Origin of the sequence: Burkholderia arboris (assembly GCF_038723655.1) — a bacterium.
GTDB classification, from domain to species: domain Bacteria; phylum Pseudomonadota; class Gammaproteobacteria; order Burkholderiales; family Burkholderiaceae; genus Burkholderia; species Burkholderia arboris.
Map to the genome: position 1 here is coordinate 1,185,905 of NZ_CP109823.1, position 22,126 is coordinate 1,208,030.

Annotated in this window: 22 protein-coding genes; 13 read left to right on the forward strand and 9 right to left on the reverse strand. The window is 67.4% G+C overall.

What is annotated here, in order from left to right; translation table 11 throughout:
- Positions 1-5: 5 nt before the first annotated feature.
- A complete protein-coding gene (locus tag OHZ10_RS37845) occupies positions 6-788 on the reverse strand; it encodes a DUF1266 domain-containing protein (RefSeq protein ID WP_226196077.1) in 783 nt (260 codons plus the stop codon).
- Positions 782-2,071 (reverse strand): hypothetical protein, encoded by a 1,290-nt coding sequence (locus OHZ10_RS37850; RefSeq protein ID WP_342706219.1) that lies wholly within the window; start codon positions 2,069-2,071, stop codon positions 782-784. Before OHZ10_RS37850 ends, OHZ10_RS37845 begins: the two co-directional genes overlap by 7 nt.
- A 612-nt stretch (positions 2,072-2,683) precedes the next feature.
- Here OHZ10_RS37850 and ampC point away from each other — a divergent pair.
- From ampC to OHZ10_RS37875, 5 genes are all read left to right on the forward strand, one after another.
- Complete coding sequence (gene ampC, locus OHZ10_RS37855; RefSeq protein ID WP_340625850.1) at positions 2,684-3,853, forward strand: class C beta-lactamase; 1,170 nt, start codon at positions 2,684-2,686, stop codon at positions 3,851-3,853.
- Between the two features lie 164 nt (positions 3,854-4,017).
- The gene (locus OHZ10_RS37860) at positions 4,018-6,129 is read left to right on the forward strand and encodes a hypothetical protein (RefSeq protein WP_342706220.1); all 2,112 of its coding nucleotides are present in this window, start codon (positions 4,018-4,020) and stop codon (positions 6,127-6,129) included.
- Positions 6,130-6,141: 12 nt separating this feature from the next.
- Positions 6,142-6,402 (forward strand): hypothetical protein, encoded by a 261-nt coding sequence (locus OHZ10_RS37865; RefSeq protein WP_059241249.1) that lies wholly within the window; start codon positions 6,142-6,144, stop codon positions 6,400-6,402.
- Positions 6,403-6,439: 37 nt separating this feature from the next.
- Positions 6,440-8,578, forward strand: coding sequence for a phosphocholine-specific phospholipase C (locus OHZ10_RS37870; protein WP_342706221.1), 2,139 nt, complete (start codon positions 6,440-6,442; stop codon positions 8,576-8,578).
- A 140-nt stretch (positions 8,579-8,718) separates the two neighbouring features.
- Positions 8,719-9,405 carry an HAD-IB family hydrolase gene (locus OHZ10_RS37875; RefSeq protein ID WP_342706222.1) on the forward strand — a complete coding sequence of 229 codons (687 nt, stop codon included), beginning with the start codon at positions 8,719-8,721 and terminating at the stop codon, positions 9,403-9,405.
- Positions 9,406-9,420: 15 nt separating this feature from the next.
- Here the strand turns inward: OHZ10_RS37875 and OHZ10_RS37880 are convergent, their stop codons facing one another.
- The 3 genes from OHZ10_RS37880 to OHZ10_RS37890 form a co-directional block, all read right to left on the reverse strand.
- Positions 9,421-10,308, reverse strand: coding sequence for a LysR substrate-binding domain-containing protein (locus tag OHZ10_RS37880; protein ID WP_174992267.1), 888 nt, complete (start codon positions 10,306-10,308; stop codon positions 9,421-9,423).
- 121 nt (positions 10,309-10,429) lie between these two features.
- On the reverse strand, positions 10,430-10,801 hold the full coding sequence (locus OHZ10_RS37885) for a cupin domain-containing protein (protein ID WP_081052149.1): 372 nt from the start codon (positions 10,799-10,801) through the stop codon (positions 10,430-10,432).
- Positions 10,802-10,878: 77 nt separating this feature from the next.
- On the reverse strand, positions 10,879-11,997 hold the full coding sequence (locus OHZ10_RS37890) for a polyamine ABC transporter substrate-binding protein (protein ID WP_059241253.1): 1,119 nt from the start codon (positions 11,995-11,997) through the stop codon (positions 10,879-10,881).
- A gap of 271 nt (positions 11,998-12,268) precedes the next feature.
- Here OHZ10_RS37890 and OHZ10_RS37895 point away from each other — a divergent pair, with 271 nt between their 5' ends.
- The 5 genes from OHZ10_RS37895 (at position 12,269) to OHZ10_RS37915 (ending at position 15,978) form a co-directional block, all read left to right on the forward strand.
- Positions 12,269-13,126: a helix-turn-helix transcriptional regulator gene (locus OHZ10_RS37895; protein ID WP_342706223.1), complete on the forward strand. Its 858-nt coding sequence runs from the start codon at positions 12,269-12,271 to the stop codon at positions 13,124-13,126.
- Between the two features lie 42 nt (positions 13,127-13,168).
- Positions 13,169-13,369, forward strand: a complete 201-nt coding sequence (locus OHZ10_RS37900; RefSeq protein ID WP_342706224.1) for a hypothetical protein — start codon at positions 13,169-13,171, stop codon at positions 13,367-13,369.
- Positions 13,370-13,376: 7 nt separating this feature from the next.
- Positions 13,377-13,757 carry a hypothetical protein gene (locus OHZ10_RS37905; RefSeq protein WP_342706225.1) on the forward strand — a complete coding sequence of 127 codons (381 nt, stop codon included), beginning with the start codon at positions 13,377-13,379 and terminating at the stop codon, positions 13,755-13,757.
- 220 nt (positions 13,758-13,977) lie between these two features.
- The gene (locus tag OHZ10_RS37910) at positions 13,978-14,889 is read left to right on the forward strand and encodes an NAD-dependent epimerase/dehydratase family protein (RefSeq protein ID WP_342706226.1); all 912 of its coding nucleotides are present in this window, start codon (positions 13,978-13,980) and stop codon (positions 14,887-14,889) included.
- Between the two features lie 186 nt (positions 14,890-15,075).
- Positions 15,076-15,978, forward strand: a complete 903-nt coding sequence (locus tag OHZ10_RS37915; protein ID WP_342706227.1) for a LysR substrate-binding domain-containing protein — start codon at positions 15,076-15,078, stop codon at positions 15,976-15,978.
- A gap of 287 nt (positions 15,979-16,265) precedes the next feature.
- Here the strand turns inward: OHZ10_RS37915 and OHZ10_RS38680 are convergent, their stop codons facing one another.
- Both OHZ10_RS38680 and OHZ10_RS37925 read right to left on the reverse strand, forming a co-directional pair.
- Positions 16,266-16,526, reverse strand: coding sequence for a biotin/lipoyl-binding protein (locus OHZ10_RS38680; protein ID WP_425394805.1), 261 nt, complete (start codon positions 16,524-16,526; stop codon positions 16,266-16,268).
- A 370-nt stretch (positions 16,527-16,896) separates the two neighbouring features.
- Positions 16,897-17,238: a DUF4148 domain-containing protein gene (locus OHZ10_RS37925; protein WP_342706228.1), complete on the reverse strand. Its 342-nt coding sequence runs from the start codon at positions 17,236-17,238 to the stop codon at positions 16,897-16,899.
- 323 nt (positions 17,239-17,561) lie between these two features.
- Between OHZ10_RS37925 and OHZ10_RS37930 the strand changes: the two genes are divergently transcribed.
- Both OHZ10_RS37930 and OHZ10_RS37935 read left to right on the forward strand, forming a co-directional pair.
- Positions 17,562-18,581, forward strand: a complete 1,020-nt coding sequence (locus OHZ10_RS37930) for an aldo/keto reductase (protein ID WP_342706229.1) — start codon at positions 17,562-17,564, stop codon at positions 18,579-18,581.
- Positions 18,582-18,598: 17 nt separating this feature from the next.
- Positions 18,599-19,015, forward strand: coding sequence for an SRPBCC family protein (locus OHZ10_RS37935; RefSeq protein WP_342706230.1), 417 nt, complete (start codon positions 18,599-18,601; stop codon positions 19,013-19,015).
- Positions 19,016-19,168: 153 nt separating this feature from the next.
- Here OHZ10_RS37935 and OHZ10_RS37940 read toward each other — a convergent pair whose 3' ends face one another.
- Positions 19,169-20,080, reverse strand: a complete 912-nt coding sequence (locus OHZ10_RS37940; RefSeq protein WP_342706231.1) for a LysR family transcriptional regulator — start codon at positions 20,078-20,080, stop codon at positions 19,169-19,171.
- Positions 20,081-20,181: 101 nt separating this feature from the next.
- Here OHZ10_RS37940 and OHZ10_RS37945 point away from each other — a divergent pair, with 101 nt between their 5' ends.
- The gene (locus OHZ10_RS37945; protein WP_059241260.1) at positions 20,182-21,201 is read left to right on the forward strand and encodes an aldo/keto reductase; all 1,020 of its coding nucleotides are present in this window, start codon (positions 20,182-20,184) and stop codon (positions 21,199-21,201) included.
- A 132-nt stretch (positions 21,202-21,333) separates the two neighbouring features.
- Here OHZ10_RS37945 and OHZ10_RS37950 read toward each other — a convergent pair whose 3' ends face one another.
- Entirely contained in the window at positions 21,334-22,116 is a 783-nt protein-coding gene (locus tag OHZ10_RS37950) for an ABC transporter substrate-binding protein (RefSeq protein WP_342706232.1), read from the reverse strand.
- Positions 22,117-22,126: the final 10 nt, after the last annotated feature.

The window sequence follows — 22,126 nt, forward strand, 5'->3', positions numbered from 1 at the left end:
GGTGGTCATGACGAAACGGGTTGGGGATCGAAGATGCGGTAGCGCTTCCACGGCAGCGAAAGCCAGTTTCCGGACGGATTGCGCAGGTGCTCGCGCACTTCCTGCGTGGCGCGCGACGACGCGGGGCCGTCCTGGCCGCTGCCGCGCAGCCAGTGCTGGCGGGCCCGCGCATACGCGAGCCCGAAGTCTTCCCAACTGTCGAAGCTGTCCTGCGCGCGCTGCGCATTGAGCAGCAACACGACCCACGCGTGCTGTTCGGACGTCCAGCCGAGCAGTGCGATGCAGCGCACGAGAAACGCGGTGCGTGCGCAGTCGAAAGCGAGTGCGTCGCGCACGCGCCCGTCGGCAGCGAGCTGTTCGTAGAAGCCTTCGTGCGAGCGGCCGACGCCACGGATCCAGCCCGCGAGGATCGGCGGCACGCGCTGTACGATCTGCCACTCGGGCAGGTCGGCCGGCAGGTCGAGTTCGCGCCGTAACTGGCGCGCGAGCTGTTCGCGTTGCGGGTCGGGCAGCGCGTAGACGAGGTCGTCGCAATCGCAGCGCAGCCCGTTGCGGATCAGCAGGATGTCGGCAAGCGCGAGCGACCAGCGGCGGCGGTTCGGCGGCGCCTGCTCGGCCAGCGTGTGGGCGAGCTTGACCGCCGTGGTCTGCCGGACCGCTACCGCGGCGTCGGCCCCCGCGGCCTGGTCGGCGTCGACTTCGCGCACCATCCGGGCGGCGGCCCGGAACGATCGCCACACGTACCACACGAGCCACAGCACGGCGACGCCGATCAGCAGTTTCAGCATGACGGGCCCCCGTCTGCCGGCGCACGCAGCGCGAACGCGGCGCACAGCGCGGGATCGATCGCGATGCCTTCGATCTCGAAAGCGGTCGTGGCCGGCGGTGTATCGGGTTCGCGCGTGGCCGGCAGCGCATCGGCCGGCAGCGCATGGCGCGCGGCCGCCGCGACGGCCGGATCGATCTGTCGCAGCTGGCCGAGCGCATAGGGCGCGTTGCGCAGCAGCAGCCACTGCAGCGCGGCCGGCGGCTGTGCGAAGTGCTCGATCAGGTGGAAGTTCTCGCTCATCACGCTCAGCAGATGGTCGGGCGAGCGCACGTCGGTGACGAAGGTCCATGCGCCGGCGGCCGCGCCCGGCGCGTCCGGTTCGAACACGAGGCCCATGCCCTCGCAATCGGGATGACGCTCGCCGCGCGGCCCGAGCGCGCGCAGGAACTGGCGGACGTCGTCCGCATAGCGGCGCACCGGGTGGCGGTTCTGCTTGCCCTTGATCTGGTCGATGCGCAGGCCGTTGCCGGCCACCTGCAGGCTGATCGTCACGTGCGGCTGGTTGCCCGCGCCGCGCAGCGTGAACAGGCGCAGCCGGCCCTCCTGCGCGGCCTGCGCGTACTGCTCGCCGTAGCCGCCGCGCAGCCGGCGGCGATCCGCGAACTGGCCAAGGCAGTGCTGCATGTAGTACGACTCGTAAGCGAGTTCCTCGCGCAGCGCCGCATGATCGCCGGCGAATTCGAAGACGATCCCGTTCGGCGTGCGCAGCACCTCGCGCAGCGCGAGGCCGCTGCTCGGCACCCAGCCCTTGTCGCGGCGCGCCTGCATCCGCTGGTGCTCGCGCTCCCACATCTCGAGCGCCATCGTGCACGTGATGCGCTGCAGTTTCTGTGCGAGCCGCGTGCCGGCGCGCGAGCGCAGGAATTCGACCAGCGTGCGCTCGCGGTCGATCAGCAGCAGGTGTTCGGGATCGATGAAGTAGAGCGGTGCCGGTTCGGTGGCCGGCGGCGGTGCTGCATCGACCGTCGCGCCGGATGCCGGTTGCGCGCGGAACCGGCGCACGAGCCAGTCGGGCGCCGGCCGGTCGGCGCCGGCGTGCAAGCGGTAATCGGCGAGCGAATCGAGCGGCTGCGCCTGCTCGAACGCACCGACGACCCAGCGGAAAAAATGGTTGCCGAGCCACGCGAGGATGTCGGCCGGATCGCCGCGCTCGGCGCTGCGGCGGGCGATGGCCGCCTTGATGTCGGGCGCATTGACGACATCGCGCGGCCGGTAGGCGGACGCGCCCACGGTTTCGGTCACGGGGTCACTCTCCGGTCAGGCAGGGCGTGCGCGGGCAACGCGCACGGGACCCTGGCGGTTCTTTCGGCTCAAGGGCGAAACGGCGAACGGGCGCGCAAGACAAGCGCGGCGGCGTTGCGGGTTCCGGTTCGGGGCGGTCGATGCGTGAAAATCACGCGGCCGCGCGGTAGCCAATGACGCGGGAGCGGGCGATCAGCGAATGGCGATTCATTGTTTCTCTCAGGATGGATTCTATTTTTTTGCTTCCGCGAGTCTACTTCGATCCATGCGGGTGAATCAATCGCGCGGTGCGCCGACATGGGCGGATCTGACCAGGCTTGTCTCTTTTTCTTCGATTTTCGATGGAGCGCCATTCGGCGGCCGGATTCGATGCGGTTAAAAGCGCCCGATTTTCCCGGCAAACGGGCGGACGGCCTTGCGCGTGCAGCGATGCAATCCCGCGCCCGGCATATCTCATAAGTTTTTCTTTAGGCTCGCGCAACTTATCGTCGATTGTTGGCGGCCGGCCGGTAGCGGATAGTCCTGCTTCGACAGGCCGGCCGCCGCATCTTCCGCGCGGCGCGGCCGGATCTGTTGTCCATGCAACCATCAGAAATCAAAGGAACCGCAACCATGCGATTCAACGCGACACGCTTCGCCGCGACCCTGTTCGTCGCCGCATGCGCCACCGCGACGGCCGGCCGCGCGGCCGCCGTCACGCAGGACGACCTCCACGATACCGTGACCCGCCATATCGCGCCGTTGATGAAACAGTACGCCGTTCCCGGCATGGCGGTCGGCATCGTCGCCGACGGCAAGCCCTACGTGTTCGATTACGGCGTGATGTCGAAGCAGACCGGCAAGCCCGTCACCGGCGACACGCTGTTCGAGATCGGCTCGGTCAGCAAGACGATGACGGCGACGCTGGCGGCCGACGCGCAGGAGGGCGGCGAACTGTCGCTCGCGGACCCGGCGGGCAAATACCTGCCCGCGTTGCAGGGCAAGCCGTTCGGCGTCGTCACGCTGCTCAATCTCGGCACGCATACGCCTGGCGGTATGCCGCTGCAGGTGCCGGACAGCATCCGCAACGACGCGGACCTGATGCGTTATCTCGACGCGTGGCGGCCCGCGTATGCGCCGGGCACGCGCCGCACCTATTCGAACGTCGCGATCGGGATGCTCGGCTATCTCACCGCGAAGGCGATGCACAAGGATTTCGCGGTGCTGATGGAGCAACGGCTCTTCCCCGCGCTCGGGATGATGCATACGTACATCAACGTGCCGGCCGCACGTCAGGCCGACTATGCACAGGGCTATGCGAAGGATGGCAAACCGACCCGGATGACACCCGGCATGCTGTGGCAGCCGGCGTATGGCGTGCGGACCACGGCGGCCGACCTGCTGCGTTTCGTGCAGGCGAACATGGGCCTGATCCAGACGTCGCCGCGGCTGCAGCGCGCGATCGAGCGCACGCATACCGGCTATTTCAGCGCGGGGCCGCTGACGCAGGACCTGATCTGGGAACAGTATCCGTATCCGGTTGCGTTGCCGACGCTGATCGAAGGCAATGCGCCGCCGATGCTGTTCAACGCGACGCCGGCCAGCGCGATCAAGCCGCCGCTTGCGCCGAATCCGAACACATGGATCAACAAGACGGGCTCGACCAACGGCTTCAGCACGTATGTCGCGTTCGTCCCCGCGAAGCGGATCGCGATCGTGATGCTCGCGAACGGCAACGTGCCGATCGAGGATCGCGTGAAGGCCGCGTACCGGATTCTCGGCTCGCTCGGCGACGGGCGGTAACGTTTCCACGGCCGGGCCGGATACGCCGCCCGGCCCGGTACGCCCCAAAAAAACTGATACCTGTATCGGCGTGCTTCTGCAAAACGAAATACGCGCATCGCATCCCCTGAGCAGAATCCGGGCAGATCTCCGGGCGTGTCCGGACATTCCAGTCAGGGGGAAACATGCAGAAGACCACTCTCGCTCGGCTGCTGTGCGGGCTGACCTTGGTCGGCGCGCTCGGCGCGTGCGGCGGCAACATGGATGGCACGGGCGGCGCGGCCGGCACATCGACGAACGCGGCCGGCGGCACCGACAACGGCAAGGGCAACGGCGGTACGCCGCCGGGCCAGCAAGTCGCGAACCGCGCGCTCGTGATCGAGCTCGACGGCGTCACATACGCGGCGCTCGCGGCCGGCATCGCCGGCGGCACGCTGCCGAACCTCGCGAAGCTGCATATTGCGCCAGCCTACAGCGGCGGCGTGAACGGCCTGCTGTCGCAGCAGCCGAACCTCGATACGCCGGGCTGGGCCACGCTGCTCACGGGTGCCTGGGGCAATCGTCATCAGGTGCTGTCCGACGCACCGAACCAGGCGCTGCAGGCGCCGACCGCATTCGACACGCTGAAGACCGCGAACGCGGGCCTGCTCGGCGCGGCCGTCGGGTCGCCGGCGCTCGCCGCACTGCTCACGGCCGGCCGCAACGCGGGCAATCTCGACACGCTCGCGAATTGTGCGGCGGTCGACAGCTGCGTGACGCAGCAAAGCACCACGATGATCCAGCAGGGGTACTCGCTCGTCGTCGCGCAATACCACTCGGCGCAGGATGCGGCGCTGAACTACGGTCTCGGCGCGGCCGCGTACGCGAACACGCTGAAGCAGCTCGACGCGTCCGTCGGCGCGCTCGTCGCCGAAACGGCGAAGCGCAACAAGGAGAACTGGCTGGTCGTGGTCACCGGCGGCCATGGCCTGAACGCGGCCGGCGGCAGCGACGGGCTGCCGTTGCTGTCCGAATCGACGACCTTCATCGCGATGAACCAGGCCGACAACGGCCGCCTCGGCAGCGCCGCGCAGCCGGCGTCGCTGGCCGACCTGCACGCGCGCGCCAGCATCGCGGACATTGCGCCGACCGTGCTCGCGCAGTTCGGCACGCTGCCCGCGTCGTCCGCGTATGAAATGGATGGCGGCGAACTGATCGGCGCGCAACCGGTGTCGCAGCTCGCCGGTACGGCCAGCACCGACGGCCACAGCGTCGTGCTGACGTGGGCCGCGCCCGCGAGCGGCGCGATCGCGGTGTACCGCGCGGGCCAGCAGATCGCGACGCTGCCGGCCGGCACGACGACCTATACCGACAGCAATCTCGGCCTGACCGCGGCCGGCACCTACAGCTTCGACTACGTGGTGACGGCAGGCGGCGCGCCGCTCGGCAGCATCGTGCGGATCGCGTACGTGCCGCCGCCCCCGCCGCCGCCGCCGCTCGCGGCGACGCTGAAGAACGGCCTCGCGTCGTATTACCCGTTCGGCGCGCTGCCGGCCGTCGATGCGCTGAACGCGAGCACGATGGGCCCGTTCCCGGCCGCCGCGAACGGCGGCTCGCTGGTCGCCGATCCGTTCGGCGGCCAGGCGCTGCAGGTAACGACGCAGACCGTCGACACCAACGGCTACGACGGCTACAAACTCGTGCAGAACGCCGACATCGCGACGCAGGCGCAGTTCACGATCGGCATGTGGCTGAAGACGCCGTGCACCGACGTGGTCGGCTTCGGCACGCCGGTGTTCGCGAACAAGAACTGGCAGAGCGGCAAGAACGCGGGGATCGCGATCGGGCTGTTCCCGCAGGCGTCGGGCGCGCCGTCGGGCACCTGCAACCTCCAGTACAACGCAGGCGACGGCACCAACCGCAACGACCTGAAGACGATGAGCGTGACCGCGAACCAGTGGGTGTACGCGGCGTTCGTGATCGACACGGTTGGCAAGACGATGACGGCCTACACGTTCGACCCGGTGCTCGGCGAGCAGAAGCAGAGCACGCCGCTCACGGTGTCGGTGGCCGCGCTGCCGGGCCTCGGCACGAAGACCTTCGGCGTGAACGAGGACGGCACCGGCCAGTACCACATGCTCGCGTGCGGCTACCCGGCCAGCCATTACAGCGGCGGCTACACGGTCAACGCGTGCACGACGGTCAAGCCGAACGTCGAGAGCTTCTCCGACGTCGCGATGTGGAACCGCGTCGTGACCGAAGCCGAACTGCAGTCGGTCGCGGGCTCGGGCAAGCCGCTGTCGACGATCCTTCACTGACGGAGTGCCGACATGACCATCGCAAATCTGCGCCGCGTGCGCGTCGCGCTCGCGGCCTGCATGCTGAGCGCGCTGGTCGCCGGGTGCGGCGGCGACGATTCGGGCAGCACGGCCGCCGGCGCCGCGAAGGCGAATGCGGCGCCGGCCGGTGCGGGCGGCGCGAGCGCGCCGGTGCCGATCGTCGCGCTGCCGGGCGCCGGCCCGTGCGCGGCGTCGGGCACGGCCGCGCTGCCGTCGCCGTTGCTGAACTCGCAGCTGCGCTGCGCGCCGTGACGCGCGCGCCTTTCCGGGACGACATTCCTTCTCGATCATGACCTCCATCGACCGCCGTTCGTTTCTCCGTGCCGCTGCTGCCGGCACGGCCTTCTCGATGTTCCCGCCGGCGATCCGGCGCGCGCTCGCGATTCCCGCCAACAACCAGACGGGGACGATCAACGACGTCCAGCACGTCGTGATCTTCATGCAGGAAAACCGCTCGTTCGATCATTATTTCGGCACGATGCCCGGCGTGCGCGGCTTCGGCGACCGCCTGACGATCCCGCAACCGGGCGCCGCCTCGGTCTGGCAGCAGAACGACGGCAAGCGCCCGGTGCTGCCGTTCTATCTCGACAGCACGAAGGGCAATGCGCTGCTCGTCGGCGGCGCGCACTCGTGGACCGATTCGCATTCGGCGTGGGACAACGGCCGGATGACCGCATGGCCCGCGTCGAAGGGCGATGCGTCGATGGGCTACCTGCGCCAGTCCGACCTGCCGTTCCACTTTGCACTCGCCAATGCGTTCACCGTGTGCGACGCGTACCACTGCTCGCTGCACGGCGGCACGAACTCGAACCGGATCTTCCTGTGGACCGGCACCAACGGCCCGACGGGCTCGAACACGGCCGTCGTGAACAATGACGGATGGGACGGCCTCGGTTCGTCGAAGACCGGCCTCACGTGGACGACCTACCCGGAGCGCCTGCAGGCGTCGGGCGTGAGCTGGAAGGTCTACCAGAACATGCCGGACAACTACACCGACAACCCGCTCGCGGGCTTCGCGACGTTCCGCAAGGTCAACGAGACCGTGCCCGGTTCGCCGAACGCGCCGTACACGCCTGCGATGGAGGCGCTGTCGCCGCTGTACAAGGGAATCGGCAACACGATGCCCGACGGCGGTTTCCTGCAGTCGCTCGCCGACGACATCGCGGCGAACCGGATGCCTCAGGTGAGCTGGATCGTGTCGCCGACCGCGTACTGCGAGCACCCGGGCGCCTCGACGCCGGGGCAGGGTGCGTACTACCTGCAGCGCCTGCTCGACACGCTGACCGCGAATCCGGATGTGTGGAGCAAGACCGTGCTGTTCGTGAACTACGACGAGAACGACGGCTTCTTCGATCACATGCCGCCGCCGAATCCGCCGTCGCGCAACCCGGACGGCACGTATGCGGGCAAGTCGACCGTGACCACGCAGTACGAGTACTTCACGTTGCCGAACCCGCCCGGCGATTCGTCGCCGCTCGCGCCGGACGGCCGTCCGTACGGGCCCGGCCCGCGCGTGCCGATGTTCGTCGTGTCGCCGTGGAGCACGGGCGGCTGGGTCAACTCGGAAGTGTTCGACCATACGTCGGTACTGCGCTTTCTCGAGCAGCGCTTCGGCGTGCAGGAGCCGAACATCAGCCCGTGGCGCCGCGCGGTGTGCGGCGACATGACGTCGGCGTTCAACTTCAAGAATCCCAACGGCAACCCGACGACGTCGCTGCCGGCGCCGACCAAGGCCGCGGCCGACGCGCAGCACGTGCAGCAGGCGCTGATGGGCGCGGTGCCCGTGCCGTCGGTCGCGTTGCAGCAGATGCCGGTGCAGCCGCAGGGCACGCGGCCGTCGCGTGCGTTGCCGTACGAGCTGCATACGAGCGCGAGCGCCGACGTGTCGGGCGGCCTGCTGTGGCTCACGTTCAGCAACACGGGCGCGGTCGGCGCGGTGTTCCATGTGTACGACAAGCTGCATCTCGATCGTGCGCCGCGCCGCTTTACGGTCGAAGCGGGCAAGCAGTTGTCGGATGCGTGGCGCGTCGTGGCCGACGACGCGGGCAACTACGACCTGTGGGTGCTCGGGCCGAACGGCTTCCTGCGCGAATTCCAGGGCAACGTCGCGAAGGCCGCGAGCGGGCCCGTGCCGGAGATCCGCGTGTGCTACGACCCGGCGAACGACGCGGTGTACCTGACGATCATGAACGTCGGCAACGCGGCGAGCCAGGTCACGGTCACATCGAACGCATACCGCACCGACGGCCCGTGGCGCTATGCAGTGCCGGCCGGGATGCAGGTCGAGCCGTACTGGACGCTCGCCGCGTCGAGCGGCTGGTACGACTTCACGCTGGCGGCCGAGAACGGCCTCGTGCGCCGCTTCGCGGGCCGCGTCGAGACCGGCCGGGACAGCATCAGCGATCCGGCGATGGGCGTGTCCAGCTGACGGGCGCCGGCCGCACGGCCGGTGCCGCATCACCGGGTGCCGCCGGCGCGCCGACCCGCGCCGGCGGCTTTTGTGCGCGGCCCCGCGTTGGCGAGGCTGCGCGTTTTTCATTCCTCCCTGCTCACACGACGCTTCATTCGATGACGCAACTCGCGCTTTTCGATCTCGACCTTACCCTCATTCCGTTCGACAGCGACCAGGCCTGGGGCCGTTTCATGGTCGAGCACGGCCTCGTCGACGCGGCCGAATTCGACCGCATCGACGCTGCATTCGCGGCCGGCTATGCGGCCGGCACGCTCGACATCCACGCGCACCTGTGCAACATGCTCGCGCCGCTCGCCCGCTATTCGCGCGAACGGCTCGCGCACTGGCACGCGTGCTTCATGGCCGACGTCGTGCGGCCCGCGATCTCGCCGGCGGCGCTCGATCTCGTACGCCATCATCGCGCGCGCGGGGACCTGTGCTGCGTCGTCACCGCGACGAACGCGTTCATCACGCGGCCGATCGTGCAGGCGTTCGGCATCGACGCGCTGATCGCGTGCGAGCTGGAGACCGTCGACGGGCAGCCCGGTTCGCGCTATACGGGGCGGCCGGCCGGCGTGCCGAGCTATCGGGAAGGGAAGATCGTGCGCACCGATGCGTGGCTCGCGTCTCTTGGCCTCGCGTGGCCGGATTTCGAACGCAGCTGGTTCTACAGCGATTCGCACAACGACGTGCCGCTGCTCGAGAAAGTTACCGACGCGGTTGCCACCAATCCGGACGAACGGCTGCGTGCGCTCGCGACGGCGCGCGGCTGGCGGATCGTCGAGCTGTTCGAAACCGTGTGAGCGTGCGCCACGTCGCTATGCGCGTGCGAGCGGACGTTCGTCGCGGCGTTCGACGTTCGCCATGAACGCGGTGATCAGCCGCGTATCGGCGCGCGCGCCGAGGTAGTACAGATACTCGTGCATCGGCGGCAAGTCGTCGGCGATCGCGATCGCGCGCAGCTCCGGATGCGCGCCGACCTCGCCGCGCGGCATCAGCGTGCAGCCCATGTCGTGCCGCACGGCTTCGCGGATTGCTTCCCGGCTGCCGAGTTCGATCGCGTTCGCGGGCACGCCGATGCCCGCGTGCTTCAGCACGTGCTCCATCAGCGCACGCGTGCGCGAGCCCGCCTCGCGCAGCAGCAACGTCTGCCCGGCCAGCGCCGCGAGCGCGACCGACTCGCGCACGGCGAGCGAATGCGAACGGTGCACGACCAGCACGAGCGGATCGTTCGCGATCGTGTGCCGCACGAAGCGCGGATCGTCGTCGCGCTGCGACGACACCGCGACGTCGACACGAAAATCGACGAGCGCATCGAGCACCTGCTGCGAGTTGCCGATCTCGATGCTGATCTTCACGGCCGGATACTGGCGGCGGAACGCGGCGATCGCGGGCAGGATGTAGAACGGGCCGGTCGTGCCGACGCGCAGGTTGCCCGTGTGCAGTTCGCGCTCGTTGCGCAGCGCGAAATCGATGTCGTTCTCCATCTGCAGCATCTGGCCGATCATCGGCATCAGCGACGCACCGGCATCGCTGAGATCGAGGCGGTTGCCGCGGCGATGGAACAGCTCGACTCCGTAGTGGCGTTCGAGCTGCTGGATCCGCGACGTGATCGTCGGCTGGCTTACGTCGAGGCGCTTCGCGGCCGCGGTCACGCTTCCCTGGCGGGCGGTTTCGTAGAAGGCGGCGAGAAGCAGGGCAAGCATGGCGGCACACGGGACGGGACGACCGGAACTTACCGGCCGCGTGTGTCAATTCCGTGTCATTGCCGTGCAGGTGCGTGGCAAATTGGGGTGCAATGTTGCGTGTGCCGGGCGCTGCCGCTGCTTATTCCGCCGGCTGCTCGTCGTACGCGACGAAGATCTTGCGCGTGCGTTCGACCACTTCCCACGTGCCGCGAAAGCCTGGCGGAATCACGAAGCGGTGGCCGGTGCGAACGGTCTTCCGGTTGCCCTCGGCGTCGGTGATCACGGAGGTGCCTTCCAGGATCTCGCAGTACTCCGCTTCCGTATAGGCGACACGCCAGCATCCGGGCGTGCTTTCCCAGATGCCGGTCGAGAAACGCCCGCACGGACTCGCGAAACCCGGGGTGAGCGTCTGAAGCGGATCTCCCGAGATCAGCTTCTCGGGCGACACGCGGTACTGCGTCGGCGCGCCGCTCGGGCGGAGCGCATCGGTAATCAATGAAACGTCGATCATGATGGTCAGGTTGCGTCGAATTGAAATGAACGCGCCGACGGCGCGTTCGCATGATTGCATGGTTGAGGGCGGCGCGGTCAGTTGCCGGTTTTCAGTTGCTGCCACAGGCGGTTCTCGAGTCGCGCGATGTCCGCCGAACGCGGCTTCGAGAGCGTCATCCGGTCGAGCACGTCGGCGGTCAGATACACGTTCGGATCATGCGCGACGGCCGGCGTCACGTACTGATGGGCTGCCTTGTTGGCGCTCGGATAGTAGATCTCGTTGGTGATGTCCGCGTTGACCTTCGGATCCTGGATGTAGTTGATCCACTGCAGCGCGGCTTCCGGATGCGGCGCATCCTTCGGAATCGCCATCACGTCGAACCACAGGATGCCGCCTTCCTTCGGGTTCGCGTAGCGGATCTCGTAGCCGCGCTTCGCTGCCACCGCTTCGCGTCGCGCGACGCTGACGTCGCCCGACCAGCCGAGCACGACACACACGTCGTTGTTCGCGAGATCGTTGTTGTAGCCCGACGAGTTGAACTGCGTAATGTACGGGCGCACCTTCTTCAGCATGTCGAATGCCGCGTGATAGTCGGCCGGGTTCTTGCTGTTCGGGTCCTTGCCGATGTACTGGAGCGCGGCTGCAAACACGTCGTCCGGCGCATCGAGAAACGATACGCCGCAGCTTTTCAGCTTCGACACGTTGGCCGGATCGAACACCAGCGCCCAGCTGTCGAGCGGTGCGCCGTCGCCGAGTGCTTTCTTGACCGCCTGCACGTTGTAGCCGACACCGTCCGTGCCGTAGGCCCACGGCACGCCGTACTGGTTGCCCGGATCCGATTCGGCGATCTTCTTCATCAACGCGGGATCGAGGTTCGCGAGATTCGGCAGCTTCGTCTTGTCGAGCTTCTGGTACACGCCGGCCTGGATCTGCCTGGCCATGTAGTTCGACGTCGGCACGACGATGTCGTAGCCGGAACTGCCGGCCAGCAGTTTGGACTGCAGCGTGTCGTCGCTGTCGTAGACGTCGTAGCGTACGTGCACGCCGGTTTGCTTCTGGAAGTCCGGAATCGTCGTTTTCGCAATGTACTCGGACCAGTTGTAGACGTTCAGTTCGGCGTCAGCCGCGCGGGCCGGCGACACCGACAGCGGCGCGAAGGCCGCAACGGTCGCGATGGCAACGGGGAAGGCGAGACGAAATACGCGGACGATCATGGTCACTCCCTTTCGGAACGAAGGCGGCGCACTGCGTGGCGCAGGCGCGCCGCGGGTCGGTCGACGAGGCGCGCGGCGGCGCGCTTCGACCTGCGGACGCGCCGACGGGCCTCGCCGGATATCGGGAATGACTCTATTCGGCGGCCATCGGGATGTCTGTCCATGAAATCCGTACAGCGAGGCCGCGTGACGCACCGGAACGCGGCGCGAGGGAATTGGCAACGTACTTTTGGCGTGGTAACGGTAGGCGTCCCAATCCCCCGTGCATCGTATGACCGACCATGACGCCGCCGCGACGATCGATATCCAGCTGGGCCAGCTCGTGTTCATGTCCGACGCGCTGTCGGCCGTGGCCGGCGCGATCGGATCGCCGGATTTCGTCGCGGCCGTGTTCGAGAACCTGACGCGCATCGTCGATTGCGATTCCATTCATCTGGATTACGAAGACGAGTCGCTGCTCGACCGCCGGGTCGGCTGGATCGGCAGCTACGGCACCTATCCCGACCAGATCGAGCGCACGATGACGCGCTATTACCGCGATTTCGCACAGGTCGACACGACGTTCGACTGCATCCGCGGCGAACGCGATACGCAGTTGCTGCAGTTGTCGACGCTGCGGTTGAACCCCGAGATCCGGCGTGCGTTTTACGACACCGAGGACATTCACGACGAATGCGTGGTCACGTATCGCGTGGACGAGCTGACCTATGCGTTGTCGGTGTGCCGCGCGCGCCGGCTGCCGCCGTTTTCGCTGAAGGAGCTGAGTGTCGTCCGGCACGTCGCGCTGATCGTGTTGCCGCTCGCGGTCGCGCATCGGCGCATTGCCGGCGACCGTCCGGCCGGTGCGGATGTGCACGCGCCGCGCCCACCGGGAAGCGGGACCGCGCAGCGATTGAACGACGTGTTCGAAAAGCTGACGTCCCGCGAATCGGAGGTGTGCGCACGGCTCATTCGCGGCCGGAAAACGCAGGATATCGCGCACGAACTCGGCATCCGGCCGTCGTCGATCGATACCTACGCGCGGCGTGCGTTCGCGAAGCTCGGTATCGAGTCGCGCCGACAGCTGCTGAATCTGCTCGTCGATCATGACGCGCTCGACGCGTCATCGGCACGGAGAGGCGATGCGTGATCGCCATGTGCGCACACGCCACGCAATCGGCGGGAGAGCCGCTTGAGCGTCGCCTGGGACGGCATCACGGGCGCCGGCGTGCTCGGCGGCGCGCAGGTCGCGAGCCGGCACGCGTTGGCCGACGCGGCACGCGACGGCGACTGGTCGACGATGCTCGACCGCGTGACGCAACAGCCTGGCCTCATCAACGCGACGCGACGCGACGCGACGCGACACGACACGGCCGGGCGGGACGTCGCTTGATGCGCCGTTGCATCGGGCTGCTTGCGGCGGGGCGCCGGAAGGGGGCGTTACCGAACTGCTGCGGCTCGGCGCGTGGCGCGTGCTGCGCGACGCACGACGCGAGCGCGCGGTCGATATCGCGGCGCAGCGCGGGCATCGGCATCTGGCCGGGTTGCTGACGCCGCAGCCGCGGCGCTTCATGCCCGGCGATACGCTGCGCGCCACCCAGCGCCATTTCCACGACACGATCGTCGGCCGCATTTCGCGCCGGCATGTCGATGCACTGCGTCTGCCCGAACTCGATGCGCAGGCCAGACAAACAGGATTCGCGGTGCCCGGCATGTACGGCGGCTTCGGCTATGCGCTGCGCACGGACGGCGAGGCGTCCGTGCTCGTGTCGGAGCGCTGAGGCCGCGTGGTCGGTGGCTCGGGCCAGCGGCACGAGATCGCCGCGAACGGCTGCGCGCGGGTCGGCGCGGGGTTCGTCCGATGCCGCCGATCATCCCGTTGCGCTCAAAACTGTTTTGGCGATTCGCGCCTTCCACGGGCGGCACCGGCCGCCGATACTGCGACGCAAGACATTTCGCGAGACCTGTCCCGCATTGACCGTCTCGCCTTCGGAGCAGTGGATGAAAGGCATGAAAATATTCGTGACGGGCGCAAGCGGCTATATCGGCGGTTCGGTGGCTGCGCGGCTCGTCTCGGCCGGACACGTCGTCACCGGCTTGACGCGCGACGGCGACAACGCCGCGAAACTCGCGGCGGCCGGCATCATGCCGGTCGTCGGCACGCTCGACGACACGGCGCTGCTGCATGCGTTCGCGCGCGACGCGGATTGCGTCGTCAACGCGGCGAGCAGCGATCACCGCGAGGCCGTCGAGGCGATCGTCGCGGCGCTGAGCGGCTCGGGCAAGACGTTCCTGCATACGAGCGGCACCAGCGTGATTGCGGACGATGCGCGGGGCGCGCATGCCAATGCCGCCGTGTTCGACGAAACGACGCCGATCGTCACCCCGGCGAAGGCCGAACGCAACGCGATCGACCGGCTCGTGATGTCGGCCGCGAGCCTGGGCATCCGCTCGGCGGTAATCTGCAACAGCATGATCTACGGCGACGGCCTCGGCATCCGCCGCGACAGCGCGCAGCTGCCGCTGCTCGCGGCCGTCGCGCGCGATGCCGGCGCGGTGCGCGTGATCGGCAAGGGGTTGAACCGCTGGTCGAACGTGCACGTCGACGATGTCGCCGACCTGTATCTGCGCGCGATCCATGCTGCATCGCCCGGTGCGTTCTACTTCGCGGAAAACGGCGAAGCATCGTTCGCGGAAATCGGCCATGCGCTGGCCGAGCGGCTCGGCTTGCCGTCCGTCGTCGAATGGGATGTGGCCGATGCGGCGCAGGCGCTCGGTCATTCGCGTGCGCATTTCTCGCTCGCGTCGAACAGCCGCGTGAAGGCGCTGCGTGCGCGGCAGGAACTCGGGTGGGCACCGCAGCACGGCGCGATGCTCGACTGGATCCGCGACGAGATGCCCGTCGCGGCCTGACGCCGCCGCCTCGCCTGGTCTGATGAAAACACGCGTTCGCCCTCCGGCTTCATTCCGGATTGTTCGGACAATATTCGCCGCGCATTATTGAATCGAAATCAACTGTGATTCGCGCCCGCGCCCGCTTATCAAACCGGCGCGGCGGCACTATCGTGACGGTTCCTGAAACTGCCGATACTGCCGACCATGAAGACGACCCTCGACGAGATGCTCGCGTTCGTGACCATCGCCGACGCCGGTTCGTTGACGGGTGCGGCGGACAAACTGCACCAGCCGACCTCGGTGATGAGCCGGATCCTGCGACGCCTCGAGGAAAAGCTCGACACGACGCTGATCCGCCGCACGACCCGCCGTCTCGAAGTGACCGAGGAGGGCAAGCTCTTCCTCGAATATGCGCGCGACATCATCGCGTCGGTCGAATTTGCCGAGGAGCAGATCGTCAGCCAGCGAGAGACGCCAGCCGGGCGCCTGCGGATCAACGCCGCGATGCCGTTCATGCAGCACGTGATCGCACCGATGATGCCCGGCTTCCGCGAAGCGTATCCGGCGATCGCGGCCGAGCTCCACACGAGCGACGAGATCATCGACCTGCTCGAACAGCGCACCGACGTGGCGATCCGGATCGGCGAGCTGCGCGATTCGACGCTGCATGCGCGCCGGCTCGGCAGCAGCCGGCTGCGCATCCTCGCGAGCCCCGCTTACCTGGAGAAAGCCGGCGTGCCGACGAGCGTCGCCGACCTCGCGAACCATTCGCTGCTCGGCTTCGTGCAGCCGGAGACGCTGAACCACTGGCCGCTGCGCACCGCAGACGGCAGCGTGTTCCGCATTCATCCGGCGCTGCAGGCATCGAGCGGCGAGACGCTGCTGACGCTCGCGCTCAATGGCGCCGGCATCGTGTGTCTCGCCGACTACATGACGGGCACGCATCGCCGCGACGGCAGCCTCGTCGAACTGCTCGTCGACGACACCACCGAATTCCGCCAGCCGATTCACGCGGTGTTCTATCGCAATGCAACGTTGTCGTCGCGCATCGTCAGCTTTCTCGACTATGTGAGCGCGCAGTTGAAGGAGGGCGGCGACATCGATTGAGTCAACGCCGCACGCGCCGGATCGCGCAACACAAAAAAGGGCGGCGGGTTCGAATGACATCGCACCCGTCGCCCTTTGCGTATCGGTCGAACCTGAACCGCGCGTTCGCTGCCCCGGCGCACTCATCAGCCTGACCTGACTCAGCATGTCCCCGGTGCGCGCCTGCGCGAGCGAGTCCTCGGCCTGCGCGCTTTGCACGGCTTGCCTGCGCTGGTCGTGGAGGCTCTGCGCGATCGTGTCGGTCTTGATCGGGAGGCACGCGCGCTCGAAGTCCTGCCGGCTCCGTTTCAGTTGCGACTGCGCGCGTTCGAGCGCGCCTTGCGCGCCCGGTACGGGCGCGGGTCGATGACGAACAGCAGGTCGCCCTTGCGGACGGTCGCGCCGTCATGGAACGCGACCTTGTCGAGACAGCCGCTCACGCGCGGGCGCACGTCGACCGTGTCGACGGCTTCGAAGCGGCCCGTGTAGACGTCGACGTCGTTGACATTGCTGACGATCACGCTCGGCGTCGCGACCGGCGCCTTGTCGTCCGACTGGCAGCCGGACAATGCCGAGCAGCGCGGCGAGCGGAACGGCGCCCAGCACGGCCGGTCGCGCGACGCGCTTCGATCCTGGATATCGGTTCATGCGCGTGCGAAATGTCGAGTGAGGCGCCTGGCGCCGGATGGTGCGCAGTATCGTGCGCGGCGCGCGGCGGATAAACGGACGAAGCGGCATAAGAACTTGTACTGCGCAGTCACGAATCGCCATGTGCAGCGACGGCGCGCGAGCCGGTTTCGCGGGGCAGGTCGAGGGGAGAAATGCAGCGGCGACGCGCGGCCCGAATGCCTGTTCAGGCGATCCGGGCCGGCAATGCGGAGCGGCGGGACGAGCGATCGCGCGTGTCGAGAGGCGTGCTCTCTTGCGCGTCGACGCGAATCAATGACCGCGATAGATCGAGTCGCGGCCGTTGGTCATCGTCGCGCGGCCGGATTCGCTGGTGGTGCGGGCTTCGCTGCCGAAGCCGGTTTTGTCGGCGGCCGGCGCGGCGTTCGGTGCTGCCTGCGCGACGGCATTGTCACGCACGCGCTTTTCGGCGGCGAGGATCGCAGCCGGATACTGGTTGTGATCCATCGCCGGGGTGTAGCCGACGGCCGCGAGGCGGGCCATTTCGGCCTTCACTTCGGCGCGGGTCAGTGGATGGTCGGCCGGTTGCGCGAACGACAGCGCCGGTGCGGAAAGGATCAGTGCGGCGAGCGTGGAAGAAATCAGCGTTTTCATCAGGGGTGCCTATCAGGTTGAGTGAACCGCAACCACGGTGATGTCGTTGCGAGTGCAGCCAATATAGGCATCGCGGGACCGGGGAAATACGGTCGCCGGCCCAAATGATTTTTGATCTGGAATCACGAATCGAGTATCGATTCGGTCGGCACCTTGCCGGGCGGGCGTCCTGCCGGAAGAGCGGGCCGGCGCCGGTCATCGAAACAGGCATCGAACCAGCCGATTAGACCTTGTGGGACTCAAGTGTGTCGAATTCCGTCTTGGACAGACTTAACCCATCTCCCTAGACTGAACTCGCTTTCCCTCACTCCCTGGAGAAAATCATGAGTCTCAAAGACAAGCTGCCCGGTAACAAGATCCTTGGTTTCGGTACTGCCCCGCTTGGCAACATGTTCCGCAACATCCCTGACGCGGAAGCCGCGGCCACCGTCGAAGCGGCATGGCAACACGGCATCCGTTATTTCGATTCGGCCCCGTTCTATGGCGCCGGCCTCGCGGAAATCCGCCTCGGCGACGCGCTGGCGAACCATCCGCGTGACGAATACGTACTGAGCACGAAGGTCGGCCGCGTGATCCTCGACGAAGTCGAAGACGTGTCGGCGCGCGATCTCGGTGAAAAGGGCGGCCTGTTCGAACACGGCCGGCCGAACCGCATCGTCAACGACTACACGGCCGACGCGACGCTGCGTTCGATCGAGGACAGCCTGAAGCGGCTGCGCACCGACCGCCTCGACATCGTCTGGGTGCACGACATCGCGCAGGACTTCTACGGCGACGAATGGCTCGCGCAATTCGAAGTGGCGCGCAAGGGCGCATTCCGCGTGCTGAGCAAGCTGCGCGAAGAAGGCGTGATCAAGGCATGGGGCCTCGGCGTGAACCGCGTCGAACCGGTCGAACTGGTGCTCGACCTTGCCGAACCGCAACCGGACGGCATGCTGCTGGCCGGCCGCTACACGCTGCTCGATCACGAGCGCGCGCTGCAGCGCGTGATGCCGGCGGCTGCCGCGCAGAACGTCGGCATCGTCGTCGGCGGCCCGTACAGCTCGGGCGTGCTCGCAGGCGGGTCGCACTTCGAATACCAGAAGGCTTCGCCGGAAATCCTCGCGAAGGTCGAGCGGATCAAGGCGATCGCCACGCGCTACAACGTGCCGATCAAGGCCGCCGCGCTGCAGTTCTCGATGTCGCATCCGGCCACCGTCGCGGTGATCCCGGGCGCGAGCCGTCCGGAGCGGATCGCGGAAGACCAGGCTGCGCTGAACGTGGCGATTCCGGCCGACTTCTGGCGCGACATGCGTGAACAAGGTCTGATTGCGGCCAATGCGCCGCTGCCGACCGATCGTTGATCCTGAAAGGTGATGGCATGGCACAGGCAAATGCAAGCATCGAACTCCCGGCTTCGGCCGAGACCGTCTGGCAACTGATTGGCGGCTTCGGGTCGCTGCCCGACTGGCTGTCGTACATTCCGGCCAGCGAGCTGAGCGAAGGCGGGCGCGTGCGGCGTCTCGCGAACCCGGCCGGCGAGGCGATCGTCGAGCGGCTGGTCGCGTTCGACGAAACGGAGCGCAGCTACACGTACGCGATCCTCGAAGCGCCGTTCCCGGTCGTGAACTATCGCTCCACGCTGCGCGTGCGCGAGAACGGCCCGAACGCGTCGGCCGTCGAGTGGTCGGGCACGTTCACGCCGCACGGCGCGACCGACGGCGACACCGTCGAGCTGTTCCGCGGAATCTACGAAGACGGCCTCGCGGAACTGGCGAAGCGGTTTGCGGTGGCCTGACGGCAGCGCATCGCATCGTGCGAGCAGGAGCCTGGCGACATCGGGCTCCGTCAGCGCCTTCGTCGCGGGTTCAGGCTCGCAGCGAAGGCGTTGGCACGTTTGCATCGCATGCGTGCCGGCACCGATGTGCCGGCGCCCCGACCATCCAGGGTGTCATTGTCCGACCGCCGCGACGACTTCCTCGCCGGTCAGGATCTCGCGGAAGGTGCCGACCAGCGGCCGCAGGTTGACCTTGTGCCACGCGGCCCAAAGCGGCGTACGGTAGCTGAACCACGGCAGCTCGCGCAGTACGACGCCCTCCGGCACCTGATGACGCAGGCTCTGCTGGATCATCGTCACGCCGAGCCCGGCGGCGACGAGCCCGAGCGCCGCGAGCGGCTCGGTCGCTTCCACCGAAATCTCCGGCGAGAAACCCGCCTTCGCACAGGCCGCGACGAACGCGCCGTGACGCGGCGCGCTTTCCTGCTGCGTCACGCCGATCCACGCTTGCGTGGCGAGATCGTCGGCGACCAGCGTCTTCTTCTTCGCGAGCGGGTGCCCGTCGGGCATCGCGAGCAGCATCGGGTCGTTCAGTACCATCGTCGCATCGAGTTCGGGATCGTCGGGCGCGGGTGGCTCGGTGACGAGCGCGATGTCGAGACTGCGCTCGCGCAGGCCTTCGAGCTGCGCGGCGGACGTGTAGTTGTACAGCGCGATATGGACGGCGGGGCGCTCGGCGCGCAGCGTCTTCAACGCGCGCGGCAGCACGCCCGAGTGCGTGGCCGTTTCCAGGTAGCCGATGCACAGGCCGCCTTCGTCGCCGCGGCCGAGCCGTCGCGCCAGCGACTCGAGCCGGTTCGCGTGGCGCAGGAACGCGTGCGCTTCGCTGAGGAACGTGCGCCCGTCGCGCGTCAGACGAATGCGTTGCTGGCTGCGTTCGAACAGCGTCAGGCCGAGCTTTTCCTCGAGCTGCGCAATCTGGCGGCTGAGCGGCGATTGCGAAATGTGCAGGCGTTCGGCCGCACGACCGACGTGTTCTTCTTCCGCGACCGCGATGAAATATTGAAGCTGGCGGATGTCGAGCATATAAGACCTTATGGGACTCAAGTTTGATGAATTATGTCTTGGACGGACTTGTTTGTGCAACCTAGACTGGGTGCACTTTCCTGTCAAACCTGGAGCAACACATGAGTCTCAAAGACACGCTGCCGGCCGGCAACCGGCTCGGTTTCGGTGCAGCGCCGCTCGGCAACATGTTCCGCGACATTCCCGACGAAGAAGCGATCGCAACCGTCGAAGCCGCGTGGGCGCGCGGCATACGCTACTTCGACACCGCGCCGTCGTATGGCGCGGGCCTCGCGGAATCGCGCCTCGGCGACGCGCTCGTTGGCCATCGCCGCGACGACTACTTCATCAGCACGAAGGTCGGCCGTATCGTGCTCGACGAAATGGAAGACGCGAAGACGCGCGACTACGGCGACAAGAGCGGGATCTTCGCGCACGGCCGCGCGAACCGGCTGGTGAGCGATTACTCGGCCGACGCGACGCTGCGCTCGATCGAGGGCAGCCTCAAGCGCCTGCGTACCGATCGCCTCGATATCGTATGGGTGCACGACATCGCTCAGGACATCTATGGAGACGAATGGCTCGCGCAATTCGAAGCGGCGCGCAAGGGTGCATTCCGTGCACTGGGCAAGCTGCGCGAAGAAGGCGTGATCGGCGCGTGGGGCCTCGGCGTGAACCGTGTCGAACCGATCGAACTGGTGCTTGACCTCGCCGAGCCGCACCCGGACGCGATGCTGCTCGCCGGTCGCTACACGCTGCTCGACCACGAGCGCGCGCTGCAACGCGTGATGCCGGCGGCCGCGGCCCGTAACGTCGGAATCGTCGTTGGCGGCCCGTACAGCTCGGGCGTGCTCGTCGGCGGCGCGCACTACGAATACCGGAAGGCGCCGCCGGAAATCGTCGCGAAGGTCGAACGGATCAACGCGATCGCCGCGCGCTACGACGTGCCGGTCAAGGCGGCCGCACTGCAGTTCGTGCTCGCGCATCCGGCGACGGTTTCGGTGATTCCGGGTGCGAGCCGTGCGGAGCGTATCGCGGAAGACGTCGCGGCACTGACGTTCGATATCCCCGCCGATTTCTGGCGCGAGATGCGCGAGCAGCAGCTCGTCGCTCCCGACGCGCCGTTGCCGCTCGCTCGCTGAGCGGCAAGCGATGCGGCCGCACAGGCCGGCGCGGATCCCGTCGCTTCGGTGAACGTCAATCGTCGCAATACCGGCTGCACGCGTACGGCCGGCAGTCGGTGCTGCGGCCCTTCGATCGCCCCGCGTTCGCCGTCAATGCCCGTACATGTCGAAGTCGAAATACTTCGACTGGATCGTGTTGTAGGTACCGTCGCTGCGGATCTGCGCGATGGCGCGATTGAGCGCGTCGCGCAGATCGCCGTCGGCCTTGCGCACGCCGGCCGCATCGCCGTTGCCCATGATCTTCGGGTCGTACACCACACCGCCCGCGAACGAGAAGCCCTTGCCGCGCGGCGTCGACAGGAACCCGAGCTGGCCTTGCACGGCATCCATCAGTACGCCGTCGACGCGTCCGGTGACGAGATCCGCATACGCCTGGTCGTAGCTCGGATACGGGACAACCTCGACCTTCGCCGCGGCCCACTTTTCACGCGCATAGGTTTCCTGGATCGTGCCTTGCTCGACCGCGACGCGCTTGCCGGCGAGCTTCGCCGCGTCCGGGAGCAGTCCCGAGCCGGTGCGCGCGATCAGCCGCGTCTGGTTGCGATAGAGGCGGTCGGTGAAGTCGATCTGCTGGCGCCGTTGTTCGGTCGCGGCCATCGACGACAGGATCACGTCGAACTTGCGCGCCTGCAGACCCGGAATCAGCCCGTCGAAACTGCTCGACACCCACACGCATTTCGCATTCAGCTTCGCGCACAGCGCGTTGCCGAGATCGACGTCGAAGCCCTTCACGCTGCCGTCGGTCGCGGTCGATTCGAACGGCGGGTAGGTCGGGTCGACCCCGATGCGGATGGTCGTCCACTCCTTTGCCGACGCTTGCGACGCAACGGCCATCGCGGCGGCGGAAAGGAGAATCGTGAGGCGCGTCTTCATGGTCTGGCTC